This is a genomic window from Acrocarpospora corrugata, assembly GCF_009687845.1.
GTDB classification, from domain to species: domain Bacteria; phylum Actinomycetota; class Actinomycetes; order Streptosporangiales; family Streptosporangiaceae; genus Acrocarpospora; species Acrocarpospora corrugata.
Genome location: NZ_BLAD01000144.1, coordinates 1 through 11,675, shown reverse-complemented (window position 1 = coordinate 11,675; position 11,675 = coordinate 1). Strand labels below are relative to the sequence as shown.

Genomic DNA, 11,675 nt, shown 5'->3' with positions numbered 1-11,675 from the left:
CGGTGTGTGCTAGTCGACCAGATACATCAGACTCGGCCCCAGGAAAATACGACCGGGCCGTTCCGACAATGCCGGATAGAGTGCCACTGGTTACATGCGTCGAATCACCATTCACGGGCGGGCCCACCGCCACCTCGCTACCTGACATCCCCGGGAACTTCAAGTCCTTAGCATTTCCGGCGGATCCCTCCGCTCTCATGTTCACAGAGCGGACCTCTCTAGGTTGACAGCCTCAAGAGCGATGAAGAACGATGAAGCCTTCTCGGATAAATAACGTGCGGTAGCCGTGCTGCTGGAGCCAAAGAACATCCTCTCGTTGTTCCGCGAGGCTCTTGAAAATCAGCTGCGGAGCGGCCACGTCCGCAACTACCCATGGGGCTCGCTGGGGCATTTTCCGCCAAAGCACCACCTTGGCTCGGCTTGATAGTCGCGGACCTAAGGCGTTTGGACTTTCCACCAATGCCCCATCGGGAACAACAGCTAGAGCCGCCTCTGCTGAAGCTGCTCGGGGCGGCGAAGAGTACCACTGTGAATCAAAGAGGTCTCTTAAGGAGAATCCAGGAATGCTTGCAATTGCGATGAATAGGCACAAGGCCGCCCAAGCGCGAAAAATAGATTGGGATCGGGCATACTCTGAAAAGCGTTTTCTTATGGTCCTGTCCAGGCGCGATATACCATCCAGTGACGCGCAGACGAGTGCGGCGACAATCGCGGAATTGTAATGATAATCCGTGCCCCACCATCCCGGCTGGTCCGTGGCCAGCATCCGTGCCAGCAAAAGTGGAGCGACAGCCAAGAAATAGGGCGACCACAGCGATAGAAAGATCCAAGATACCAGCAGTAGGAAGATCGTAATGAGTTTTGTGGTAGGTGTTCCTAGAGTTGTGAGCACAAGGATCGGATCGGTCAGCAATGTTTTTAGCACTTGACCTGGCGACGAACCAACGCCAGTGTAGTACCAATAACGCATTCCACTTCCACCAAAGAACGGTATTACTACCTGGCTTAGCACGAACACGCATATAGGGCCAGCTACAGCTAGGAAGGCGCCGATGCGCCTCCAGTCTTGCTTGAAAAGCAGTGCGAGCCCAAACCCTCCGACGAAGAAGCCCATGTCCTCTTTGACGAGAAGTACAGCGCCGAGTATAAGCAAGACTGCAACCTTACGATCGGCATAAAGCCTTTCGAATAGAAATGCAGTCAGCAATGGCATGAAGGCAAATTCGTGAAACCCGAAAGCTGCCGCTTGAGCCAATGGCCAGGACAATAGATAGGCAATCGCGACTAGATAAGCCGGAATGCGCCCCACTATACGATTGGCGAGAGTAAATATTGGAAACCCCGCCGCGGCAAAAAGGACGGCTTGCCCTATTACTAGAACCTCTGGCCCATTGTGTATCCAATAAAATGGGGCCAGCAGTGCAATGATGGGCGAAAAATGGTCTCCAAAGATGGGGACTATCTGTCCCAGATGATTCCATTGGTCTTTGACGTAGGAGCCCGGGATGGAGAATCTTGAGTATTGCCTGATGGTCTGATCGAAAATAACTAGGTCGTATATTCCCGCGCGAAAGGTGGCAAGTTCTACGAGGCCCAGCAGGGAATACGCTATGGATGCAATCAGAGTTAACAGGCCTACCCAGTAGGAATCTTTTACGGGGAAGTATCTTCTCCTAATTGCATGCCGATGCCGACCTAATATGGATGCCACGCTAATAGCGTAGCATCTCGCGGTCTGTTGCGAATCCAATTTCCCCCCATTGTCGGGCGGTGCCGTCAACTTTACAACCCTCCGCCCGTACGAGTTGGACTTAGAGTAGTGGTAGAAGATCGTGCATTCTTGTAATCACGAAATCTACGCTGGTGACGGCAAACCTATCGACCTTACCCGGCTTGTTGGCGTAGCCAACGGACAGAACTCCAGCCGCCTTGGCTGCTTGAATATCGGTAAGGGAGTCACCTACGAGGACTGTCCGTGCTGGAACCGCTGCCAGTTCGATCAGCGACTTCCGTACGAGATGGGGATTCGGCTTCATGAGCCTTGGGTCTGCTTCGGCTCGTGCCGCTATGAACCTGATCATCGGCAAGAGCCCATGAGCGCCTAGAAAGGCTCTGACGGCGGCAACGGAGTTGTTGCTCACGATCGCTACCGGCTTCCCGACGTCTGCCGCGTAGCGCACCACATCTTCAACCCCTGGCGTAATCTGGGCGGTAGCTGTTGCGTTCACTTCCAACTCTGTCAGTACATCATGGGTAGCTCGGTTCAGGTCCTCGCCTAGCGTTGCGCTGTAGTGGAGCACTTCAAGCGGGTCATCCTGGGCGAGCATGTGCTCTGGGAGGTCCGCCCCCCTGGCTACGAGCAACGTCCGGAGTTGGGCCGCCACTTCGGACGCCGGCAGACCCGCGTAGACATCGCAGACCGGTCCGTCGAAGTCGAGTAGCACCCACCGTATGCCTCTCAGGGTCCTATGAGGGGCTGGCGCCGTTGTCACGAGACTGGCCTTCCTACAGTGCTCCATACGCTGTCGAACCACGCGCGGGAATGCTGGACGAGCTGACCGGACGTGGAGTCCTCTCCATCGCTGACCGCAAAGTGGAACAGTTCTGCGTCCTTGCCCATTAGGTCGAACATTGGCAATGGCCCGCCGCCTAGGGCAACGGTGTGTTCGGTCACCGGGTAGAAGCCGAAGAACGCTTCCTCGCCATTGATGATGTACAGCTTGAAACGGGGCGGTTCTCCGCTGATCCGTACTTCGACCGAGGCGGACGCCACCAAGCCGAGGTCGCGAAGTTCATGAACGGAGTCCACGATCGCTTGAGCGTGGCGGGACATGATCCGCTCGGCTCGTTTCCGGAATAGCGGTTCATCTTCAAGATTATCGACTCGGCAGGGAAGCGACCACGGCCGTCCCGCATCCGGGACCAATATCCGCACGGTGATGCTTCCCGGCACCAATCGCCCTGCCCGAATGCTGTCCAATGGTTCTTGGATGGCCCCATGCAGGGTCTCACCGGAGAATCCCGCGAACTCAATGGTTACTTCTGGCTTCCTGAACGCTTGCTCGATGTGGGGCCGAAGGCCGACGGGGCGGGCAACCCGCTCTCGCACGAAGACGCCGCTCCCTTGCCGAGTGACCACCAGCCCCTCATCGCGCAGCTCGCGGATGGCCTGCTGAATGGTCATGCGGGCGACGCCGAATCGCTTGGCCAACTCTGGGCCGGAAGGAAGCTTCTCTCCTGGAACGAACTTCCTGGTCAGGATGGCCGCCCTGAGCTGGTTGGCCACCTGTAGGTAGGGAGGACGCGGGTCGTCCGGGTCGAGTTGCATGCGGTCAGCGTACCGATGCCTGAACAACTTTCCTAGCCAAGTTAGCCATTCTCTCTTGACATGCCTAGGCAGGCCAATCAACATGAAGCTTGTACAACCTGCCTAGCCAACCTGGTCAGGCTTCAACCGCCTTTGAGAGAGGGTGTTCTCATCATGACCCACGGGTCGAACCCTGCGCAGTCGAGCGGATGCCCGTTCAGCTGCCGGAACGGTCAGATCTGGAACCCCGGCTCGGGTCCCTACCCGTGCCCGAACGGCTGCCAGCCCGCCACCGGTCAGGTGTCGCGGTGAGTCAGCTGCCCGGACTGCGTTTAGTCCACATCCACCCGGCGGCCCGCCTGCTGGACCTGCTCACCGATGAACTATCGGCGGAGCTGGCAGAGGCTGCGCCGTGCGGCACGGATCCGGAGTTGCACACCGGTCCCGACGTGTTCGCCGAGGAGTCCGACACCGACCGGGCTGCCCGGGAAGACGTCGCCAAGTCGGTGTGCGCCGGCTGCCCGGTACAGCTGCACTGCCTGGCCATGGCGCTGCATCTGCGCCCCCAGGTCGGGGTGTGGGCGGGCTACACCGCCGAGGAGATCGCCCGATTCGCGGACCCCGTGGCCGACTTCTCCGCGGCGGGTGCCTGATGGCCCGCTACCGGTGCGGCGACTGCGCCCGCAAGTCCTCCCCGGTCAGCTGCCGGTGCGGGACCACGCTCCCCCCAGTCCAGCTCTGCCGGCAACACGGCGCCTGCCACATCGCATGGTGCCGCGCCTGCCGGATGCTGGCCCGCTCCCAGGCCGGACTCTGAGAAGGGACACCGCGATGACCTGCATGAACACCGCCGCCCCCGTGACCTACACCCACCCCGACGTGCTCACCACGGGCGTCCAGGAAGGGTGGGCCGACCCCCGAACCGACCCCGCCCACATCGATTGGCCCGCCCGCCAGCGTGCCGCCGCACTCCCGTTCGCCGTGGTCAACGGCCGGCCGCTCAACCCGCACGCGCCAACCGGTATCCGCTACGGCCGCAACGAACTCGGGCACTGGGGAGAGCAGTTGGCGGCCGACGCCGTCGTGACCGCCACCGATGCCGATGGCAGCCGCTGGCTGGCCATGGTCGAGCGCCGCGACGGCCACGGCTGGGCGCTCCCGGCGGCTACGTGGAGCCCGGGGAAGACCCGGGCAGCGCGGCGGTCCGCGAACTGGCGGAAGAGACCGGCCTGCGACTCAACGGCGTGTTCTGGCAGGTGTTGGCGGCCCGGTACGTGCCCGACCCCCGCGCCAGCGATGAGGCGTGGATGGTGACCGTACCCGCCAGGGCAGACCTGAACGTCAGCCGACGCCAGGACCTCCCCGCCCTGGTCGGCGCTGACGACGCCAAACGCGCCGCGTGGGTACGGGCCGACACCTACGCCGCCCTACTCGCCGATCTGGACGCGAGCTACCACGGGCAGGTGTTCACCGCCCACCGAGGACTCCTGGCCGAACTGCTCGACACCGTCAACCCCACCCTCCGCCCCCACGGGAGTCCCCACCATGCGTAAGTCACAGGTCACCAAGCTCGTGGCAGCCGCCCGGGAGCATGACCAGCTGGCCCGGCAGAAGGGCTACCGGGCCGACAGCGAGTCCGACCGAGCCATGGCCATCTACCAGGCGGCCCGCCGCAACGCCTCGCCGGAAGAACTCCGCGCGTTCGAACGCATCTACCTCTAGGACCGGTGAACCCCCCTGTGAGCCGAATCAAAGCCGCGTTCTGGGACCCGACCGGCGCCCGCTACAGCATCCCCACCTGGCCGTGGCGCATGTCCCCGCCGCACCTGATGACACTGCGTCAGCTGGCCGCCGAAGGGTTACGGCCCGGCGGTCAGGGCGTGCAGGCACAAGTGCTGTGGCGTTCGCGCCGGCACGGCGCCCCCGGCGTCCGCGCCGCCTACCTGTATGACGTGCGGTTCGCGCTGCCGAAGCGGACCGCCACCCCCGCCCAGCTGGAAGCGCTCGCCAAAGCCAACGCCGCCCGCCGGACCTGCCCGGACTGCGGTCTGGACGTCGGCTACGTGCTGCCCCGTCGGTTCGGGGTGTGCCTGGACTGCCACTACGGACCGGCGGAGGTGGCCGCGTGAACCGCCGTTTCTGCCTCACCCGCCGCCGCGTCGCCGGTTTCCAGCCCGCGCACCCGCCCGGCCTGGACCACCCGCAGGCGCCGCCGCCCGGAACCGGCACGGTCGCCTGCTGGTGGTGCGCCGGGGACGGCTGCCGTTCCTGCGATGGGTCCGGGCTGCTGCCTGACCAGTTCACCGACCCGAAGGATGGAGGCGATCAGCGATGAGCATCGCGACCCCGGCGCCGACCCCGCCGGACCCCGAAGAGTTTCAGCGTGGCCTGGCCGCGCTGGAAGCCCACCTTGCCGAAGCCGCACCCGCGGGTACGGCGGTAGAGCCTTTCCGCGGCGCGACGGTTGCGCGGGGGGAGACCCGCCGTGTTCAGCGGCTGCGCGCCGAGGTGGCAGAGGCGCATCTTCTGGCCGACCTGCAAGACGACGACGTGCCCCTGCTGCTGGACACCCCCAAGGTGCGCAAGCGCCGGCGTCAGGCGCATGAAGCGGCCCGGCTGCATGCGCTGGGACAGGATCCGGCGATGCGAGCGTGGCAAGCCGCCCGGGTCCGCCGCCTGCTGACCTGCGCGGCGATGGTCTCACTCACGCTCGCGTTGGGCTGGTCCACCGCCGGGGTGCAGGCGTTCGCCGCCGAGGACGCGCCCGCGTGGTCGCCCGGCTGGCTGCTGGCCTGGCCTGGTCGAACCGTTCCTGTCCCTGGCCCTGCTGGTGGTGGTCGGCGCCCGCGCCTACCTGGGCACCCGCGGCCAGCCCATCACCTCCCGCGTGCTGGTCAGGATCGAGTGGCTGTTCCTGGCACTCACGCTCGGCATGAACACCTGGCAATACCTGCCCCTGGTCGCCGAGACCTTCGAGCTGTCCCGGCTGGTGCTCCACCTGCTCGGACCAATCGTCGCCGTCGCCGTGGTCACCGCTCTGCCGATCATCCTGGCCGCCTTCTCCGACCTGGACCACGGCGACCCGAGTCGGGGGGATACCGGCCCGTCGTACAGGACAAACGCGGTGATCCGGTACCCCTCCCAGCACTCCCCGGGCGCCCGTGACAGCGAGGAGATCCGCGCGCTGGTCTCCCGCGCCCGCCGCCTGATCGCCGCCGGGGAACTGCCGCCCGCGCCCGGCGCCGACAAGGTACGCCGCGCCCTGGGGTGCGGCATGGACAACGCCCGAACCGTCCGCGACCACCTCACCCACCCTGACCCGAAATGAGACCCGCCATGCCCGTCCACATCACGGGTGCCGCCCTGACCGCCGCCGCCCTCTCCACCCTGATGGCCGGCGCCATCAGCCACGGGATCGCCTTCACCGTCGCCGCGCTCATCACGCTCGGCTGCGCTGCGCTGGTGGTCGGCACGCTCGTCCACTACTGGGTCACCCACCGGAAGGTGTCCGGCGACCTGCACACCCACATGGCCCTGCACAGCAAGAACTGCTGCAACCCCGCCAAGAACCGGGAGCACACCCCGTGAACAACCCCGACCAGATCATGGCCCAGCTGGTAGCGGCCCGCCGCGCCGGCGCCGACTACGCGACCGTGTTCGCCCTGGAACTCCAGTACGACGCGGCCATGGAAGAGGTCCGGCAGCGCCTGGCCGCCCTGCTGGTCGCGCTCACCGGAAAGGAGAACCCGTCATGACCAGGCGAAAGTCTGTCGAGTGGAACATCACCGGCGCGAACGTGACCGGAACCGTCGTGCACGGTGACGCCGAGATCGACGCCAACGGCGACCTGATCGGCGACGACGCCGTGACCGCGGTGACCCTCACCGGCAAAGCCCTTCAGGACTACCTGAACGGCCTCGCCGAAGAGAAGGACGGCAACCGGTGACTCCGCACATCACTGCCGATTCGGTCGCCTCCGACCAGGACTCGTTCCGGCTCAACCGCGAGATCACCAGCAGCACGCAGGGCGCGGCCCCCACTCCGCCAAGAACAGTGGCCGCGCCCTGCCACCCCGCACACAGCAAACGACACGAGGTGACCTCATCATGACCCACCCGCCCGAGCATGACGACCGGCCCGACGCCGAGATCCTGGATCTGGAAACGGCACGCGACCGCCGCACCGCCACCCCCGACCCCGCGGAAGGCGGCCAGTCCGGCGACACCGCCTATGAGGTGCTGCTGGACGACGACCCGCCCGCCGACACGATCCCGCTTGCGGTGGACCGGCCCGACCTGACCGGCGGACCGGAGGTCACCGCCCCCCGGCCTCCGGTCATTCCGGCCGGCCTGCGCTTCGGCCAGTTGGCGCACACGGTCAAGTTCGCCGCCCGCGAAGCCGGCTACGTGGCCGGCCTGCACGCGGTCCGCTCCCCGTGGTACCTGCTCAAGGTGCTGTGGTGGGCGACGGTCGGCCTGTTCCGCCTGATCGGGCGTCAGCTGCGGTGGTGGTGGGTGTCCGACCAGTACCCGCTGTTGCAGCAGGCGGCCCGCGACAACGACGCCGCCATGTGGCCCCGGCTGGCTGGCCGAACGCCTCACCCCCGCCCCACTCCCCGCCCAGCGGCCCGTCACGGTCCCGCTCACCGCCGCCGACCGCCGCACCCGCTACCTGCGCTCCGCCGTCACGGCCGAACTGGAGCGCGTCACCGGCTCACCCGCCGACGGCCACAACAACGCCCTCTGGCAGGCCGCATGCGCGCTCGGACAACTCGTGGCCGGCGGAGCGCTCCACGAACACGACGTCACCGCCTGGCTCACCGAAGCCGGCTGCCAGGTCGGCCAGAAACCCGGCGAAACCGCCCGCACCATCGCCTCCGGCCTGGCCGCCGGCGCCCGCCGTCCCCGCACCGTCCGGGAGGCCGCATGACCACACCGCACCGCCCCGCCCACCTGCGCCTGGTCGCACCCCAGACCGGCAACGCCGTACCCCAACCCGCCGGTTCGGCCGCCCCGCGCATCGCCTGGTCGGCACAGGAGCTGATGTCCATGACCTTTCCCGAACCCCGCTGGGCAGTGCCCGGCCTCCTCGCCGAAGGCGTAAGCCTGCTCGCCGGCCCACCCAAAGTCGGCAAATCCTGGCTGCTGCTCGGACTCGCCCTGTCGGTCGCCGCCGGCGGCAAAGCCCTGGAAACCATCGACGTGGCCGCTGGCCCCGTGCTCTACCTGGCGCTGGAAGACACCCCCCGGCGGCTGCAATCCCGCATGCGCAAGATTCTCGCCGGAGAGAATGCGCCCGCCGGGCTGACCCTGGTCACCTCCTGCCCCACCCTGCCCCAAGGCGGAGAGGAAGCCATCGGCCGATGGCTGGACAACAACCCCGACGCCCGCATGGTCATCATCGACGTGTTCGCCAAAATCCGCGGCACCAGCGCCCCCGGCCTGTCCGCCTATGACGCCGACTACGCCGCGATGGGCATGGTCAAACGGCTGGCCGACAGCCACGGCATCGCCGTCGTCCTGGTCCACCACGTCCGCAAAATGGGCTCCGAAGACTTCCTCAACGAAGTCTCCGGCACCAACGGCCTAGCAGGCGCAGCAGACGCCACCCTGGTACTCAAACGCGCCCGCGGAACCGCAGACGGCATCCTCCACGTCACCGGACGCGACATCGACGAAAACGAATACGCCCTGTCCTTCAACTCCGACGCCGGAATCTGGCACCTGATGGACGGTCCACCCGAAGACCACACCCTGTCCGAGGCCCGCGCGGCGGTCCTCCGCTACGTCCGCGCCCATCCCGACAGTCCACCGAGAACCATCGCGGAAGCCATCGGGCTCACCCGGGAGCATGTGAAGAAGACCTGCCAGCGTATGGCGGCAGACGGCCAACTGGTCGCCGATGCCAGCGGACGCTACCGCCACCGGGGGGCCGAATGACTCGACAGGCCGCGTGGCTGACCGTGCCCCAGATCCTTACAGAACTCGACATCCCGCGGCGCACCTGGCAGCGATGGCGCGCACTCGGCAAGACGCCGGCATGCTCCCGGTTCCCCAACGGGACGCTTCGCGTGAAGCGGTGCGACTACGAGACATGGCTGGACTCGATGGCTGAGAGCAGCCCTGCTGGGGGCTGCCGGTGAACAGCTACAACGTGCGGTTCTGGAAGACGATGAGAAAGAAGCGCGGCGGCACAGCCCCGTTCATGGTCCGCTGGGTGGTGGAAGGCAAGGTCCATCACCGCGTGTTCGCCACCGCCGAACTGGCCGACAGCTTCCGGTCCGAACTGGTCCATGCCGCACGGCAGGGCGAAGCGTTCGACATTGAATCGGGCATGCCGGAATCTAACCTACGCATCGGCAACGGCATCAGCTGGTACTCCCACGCGGTCGAATACGTTGACGCCCGATGGGGCAAAGTGTCCGGCAAACAGCGAATTTCCATCGCTGAAACGCTAGTAGCCGTCACACCGGTACTCGTCAAAGACCGGCGCGGCATGCCGGAGCGGACAGCGCTTCGGGCAGCCCTCTACCACTGGGCCTTCAACAAGCAGAACCGCGACAACGCACAACCGGACGCAGACGTGAAAGCCGCGCTGGAATGGATCGCGAGAGCCTCCATTCCCATCGGGGATGTCGCCGAATACGACTGGATCACGGCCGCGTTGGATGCGTGCGCGAGCAAACTGGACGGGACAGCGGCTGCGTCAGCGTACTTCAGCAGACGACGCCGTGTCCTGTACAACGTCCTGCGATACGCCACATCCAAGAAGCGGATCAGAACCAACCCGCTCGACAGCGACCTCGATTGGAAGGCACCCGATGAGGACGTGTGCGACGAGATTGATCCCGCCGTGGTCGCCTCGCCCATGCAGGTTCGGGAACTGCTCACAGCGGTCAGTTATGCGGGATGGCGTCGCGGACCCCGGTTAGTCGCGTTCTTCGCCTGCATGTACTACGCGATGATGCGGCCCGGCGAGGTGGTCGCACTGCAGGAACACGACTGCGATCTACCCGAACAGGGGTGGGGACGTCTCATGCTTGGAGGCTCCCGACCTACGGTCGGCACGGAATGGACCGACAGCGGGCAAGTTCACGAAACGCGAGGGCTGAAAGGTCGCCCACGCAGAGCAAAAGACCCGTCCCGATTCCGCCTGAACTGGTCGCGATCCTTCGTACACACATCACCCGATACGGAGTAGCCCAGGACGGCAGGCTGTTCCGCACCGAACGCGGCGGACTCGTCATGACGTCCGGCTATACGCGGACCTGGCGGACCGCCCGCCAGCTGGCACTCACGCCCGTCCAGGCCAATTCCGCATTGGCGCGCAGACCCTATGACCTTCGACACGCCGGCGTCTCCATGCGACTCAACGCCGGGGTCCCCGCCACCCAGGTAGCCGAATGGGCCGGACACAGCGTCGAAGTCCTTCTAAAGATCTACGCCAAATGCGTGGACGGCCACGACCACGTATGGCTTGGCATGGTGGACCGTGCTCTAGGGGATTGAGGTGTCCCCGCTGTCTCCGTGTCCCCGTACAGGGGTTTACCTGTGACAATAGGCCGGATCATGGGGGACAGTGCGGGGACAGCCGTCCCTGGCCTGTCCCCGGATCGGCCTGGCGGCTCGCGGAAGTGTCACCGCTGCCACAGTGTCACTGTACGCGGGTTGACCTACGGGGAACGGGGGCTGAAGATGAAGGACATGCAGGATTTTCACTAGAAGCCAACGACAAGAGGGCGCAGTTGCATGAAGGTGGGGGTTATGAGGCTTTGGAGACTTGCCGCCCTACATCTTCTGATTTCTCTTCTCATTTTTCCCTTTGTATTAGCCCTGGCGTATGCTATTACCGAAATAAGCCACGTATCGATGGAACCCATCTCTCTTTGGGTTGCCGGTGCAGCTGCAGTCAATTTCATCATTATCATGGCCCGTTCGGTCGCTGACCGTAGAAAAATAGACCGTCATCCAAGCCGCGCGGACAGACCCCTGCGCAAATCTCCGCTATGGGAGCGCGTGAGGCGGTATACGCCGGCGCCAAGTATGCTGATTTTATCGGCTGTGGCGTGCCAATGGGGATCGCCGCCGCAGTCGTAGGGGTCGAGCTAATCTCTAGATCCCTTACGGTAGGAGTTGGGGACGTTGGGGATCTCCTTGCGGGGATCGGTACCCTAATCGCTTCGGGAATCGCATTCGCAACCTTATGGATGACGCGCCGTTCGAGCCGTACGGACAAAAGTGATGCGAGATGGTCGCGGGAGGAAATCAAATTTCTACGAGAGGTCAAGACCAGCCTGGAAACCGGAAAATTGACGCCCGGACAACTGGGAGTACTGCGTGAATTTGTCGACTCATTAGGAAAATTCGAC

At 64.7% G+C, this 11,675-nt stretch carries 17 protein-coding genes; 13 read left to right on the top strand and 4 right to left on the bottom strand.

The window, feature by feature from the left end:
- Positions 1–232: 232 nt before the first annotated feature.
- The 3 genes from Acor_RS41190 to Acor_RS41180 all read right to left on the bottom strand — a co-directional run bounded on the left by Acor_RS41190 (position 233) and on the right by Acor_RS41180 (position 3,328).
- Positions 233–1,711 (bottom strand): DUF2079 domain-containing protein, encoded by a 1,479-nt coding sequence (locus tag Acor_RS41190; protein WP_170317364.1) that lies wholly within the window; start codon positions 1,709–1,711, stop codon positions 233–235.
- A 100-nt stretch (positions 1,712–1,811) separates the two neighbouring features.
- The gene (locus Acor_RS41185) at positions 1,812–2,444 is read right to left on the bottom strand and encodes an HAD family hydrolase (RefSeq protein ID WP_218034819.1); all 633 of its coding nucleotides are present in this window, start codon (positions 2,442–2,444) and stop codon (positions 1,812–1,814) included.
- Positions 2,445–2,488: 44 nt separating this feature from the next.
- The gene (locus tag Acor_RS41180; RefSeq protein ID WP_155342186.1) at positions 2,489–3,328 is read right to left on the bottom strand and encodes a GntR family transcriptional regulator; all 840 of its coding nucleotides are present in this window, start codon (positions 3,326–3,328) and stop codon (positions 2,489–2,491) included.
- Positions 3,329–3,615: 287 nt separating this feature from the next.
- Here Acor_RS41180 and Acor_RS41175 point away from each other — a divergent pair, with 287 nt between their 5' ends.
- The 5 genes from Acor_RS41175 to Acor_RS41155 all read left to right on the top strand — a co-directional run bounded on the left by Acor_RS41175 (position 3,616) and on the right by Acor_RS41155 (position 5,642).
- A complete protein-coding gene (locus tag Acor_RS41175; protein ID WP_170317363.1) occupies positions 3,616–3,960 on the top strand; it encodes a WhiB family transcriptional regulator in 345 nt (114 codons plus the stop codon).
- 516 nt (positions 3,961–4,476) lie between these two features.
- Positions 4,477–4,860, top strand: a complete 384-nt coding sequence (locus tag Acor_RS45265) for an NUDIX hydrolase (RefSeq protein WP_246239837.1) — start codon at positions 4,477–4,479, stop codon at positions 4,858–4,860.
- Positions 4,853–5,029 carry a hypothetical protein gene (locus Acor_RS41165; RefSeq protein WP_155342184.1) on the top strand — a complete coding sequence of 59 codons (177 nt, stop codon included), beginning with the start codon at positions 4,853–4,855 and terminating at the stop codon, positions 5,027–5,029. Before Acor_RS45265 ends, Acor_RS41165 begins: the two co-directional genes overlap by 8 nt.
- A gap of 17 nt (positions 5,030–5,046) precedes the next feature.
- Positions 5,047–5,436 carry an RRQRL motif-containing zinc-binding protein gene (locus Acor_RS41160; protein ID WP_155342183.1) on the top strand — a complete coding sequence of 130 codons (390 nt, stop codon included), beginning with the start codon at positions 5,047–5,049 and terminating at the stop codon, positions 5,434–5,436.
- Positions 5,433–5,642, top strand: a complete 210-nt coding sequence (locus tag Acor_RS41155) for a hypothetical protein (RefSeq protein ID WP_155342182.1) — start codon at positions 5,433–5,435, stop codon at positions 5,640–5,642. The genes Acor_RS41160 and Acor_RS41155 overlap by 4 nt, the downstream gene beginning before the upstream one ends.
- Here the strand turns inward: Acor_RS41155 and Acor_RS41150 are convergent.
- Positions 5,633–5,965: a hypothetical protein gene (locus tag Acor_RS41150; protein ID WP_155342181.1), complete on the bottom strand. Its 333-nt coding sequence runs from the start codon at positions 5,963–5,965 to the stop codon at positions 5,633–5,635. The genes Acor_RS41155 and Acor_RS41150 overlap by 10 nt on opposite strands.
- Positions 5,966–6,140: 175 nt before the next feature.
- Here Acor_RS41150 and Acor_RS41145 point away from each other — a divergent pair, with 175 nt between their 5' ends.
- The 8 genes from Acor_RS41145 to Acor_RS43890 form a co-directional block, all read left to right on the top strand.
- Positions 6,141–6,635 carry a hypothetical protein gene (locus Acor_RS41145; protein WP_155342180.1) on the top strand — a complete coding sequence of 165 codons (495 nt, stop codon included), beginning with the start codon at positions 6,141–6,143 and terminating at the stop codon, positions 6,633–6,635.
- An 8-nt stretch (positions 6,636–6,643) separates the two neighbouring features.
- Entirely contained in the window at positions 6,644–6,895 is a 252-nt protein-coding gene (locus Acor_RS41140) for a hypothetical protein (protein WP_155342179.1), read from the top strand.
- The gene (locus Acor_RS41135; protein ID WP_155342178.1) at positions 6,892–7,062 is read left to right on the top strand and encodes a hypothetical protein; all 171 of its coding nucleotides are present in this window, start codon (positions 6,892–6,894) and stop codon (positions 7,060–7,062) included. Before Acor_RS41140 ends, Acor_RS41135 begins: the two co-directional genes overlap by 4 nt.
- Complete coding sequence (locus Acor_RS41130; protein ID WP_155342177.1) at positions 7,059–7,253, top strand: hypothetical protein; 195 nt, start codon at positions 7,059–7,061, stop codon at positions 7,251–7,253. Before Acor_RS41135 ends, Acor_RS41130 begins: the two co-directional genes overlap by 4 nt.
- Positions 7,250–7,417 (top strand): hypothetical protein, encoded by a 168-nt coding sequence (locus Acor_RS41125; RefSeq protein ID WP_155342176.1) that lies wholly within the window; start codon positions 7,250–7,252, stop codon positions 7,415–7,417. Before Acor_RS41130 ends, Acor_RS41125 begins: the two co-directional genes overlap by 4 nt.
- Positions 7,414–9,246, top strand: a complete 1,833-nt coding sequence (locus Acor_RS43895) for an AAA family ATPase (protein WP_218034818.1) — start codon at positions 7,414–7,416, stop codon at positions 9,244–9,246. Before Acor_RS41125 ends, Acor_RS43895 begins: the two co-directional genes overlap by 4 nt.
- Before the next feature lie 199 nt (positions 9,247–9,445).
- Positions 9,446–10,507 carry a site-specific integrase gene (locus Acor_RS41115; protein WP_155342175.1) on the top strand — a complete coding sequence of 354 codons (1,062 nt, stop codon included), beginning with the start codon at positions 9,446–9,448 and terminating at the stop codon, positions 10,505–10,507.
- 805 nt (positions 10,508–11,312) lie between these two features.
- The coding region (locus tag Acor_RS43890) for a hypothetical protein (RefSeq protein WP_218034817.1) at positions 11,313–11,675 on the top strand (363 nt) is incomplete at its 3' end.

Coding starts and splice junctions, on each gene's coding strand:
- Acor_RS41180 (WP_155342186.1), bottom strand. CDS start 3,328: ATGCAACTCGACCCGGACGACCCGCGTCCTCCCTACCTACAGGTGGCC.
- Acor_RS41130 (WP_155342177.1), top strand. CDS start 7,059: ATGACCAGGCGAAAGTCTGTCGAGTGGAACATCACCGGCGCGAACGTG.
- Acor_RS41140 (WP_155342179.1), top strand. CDS start 6,644: ATGCCCGTCCACATCACGGGTGCCGCCCTGACCGCCGCCGCCCTCTCC.
- Acor_RS41165 (WP_155342184.1), top strand. CDS start 4,853: ATGCGTAAGTCACAGGTCACCAAGCTCGTGGCAGCCGCCCGGGAGCAT.
- Acor_RS43895 (WP_218034818.1), top strand. CDS start 7,414: ATGACCCACCCGCCCGAGCATGACGACCGGCCCGACGCCGAGATCCTG.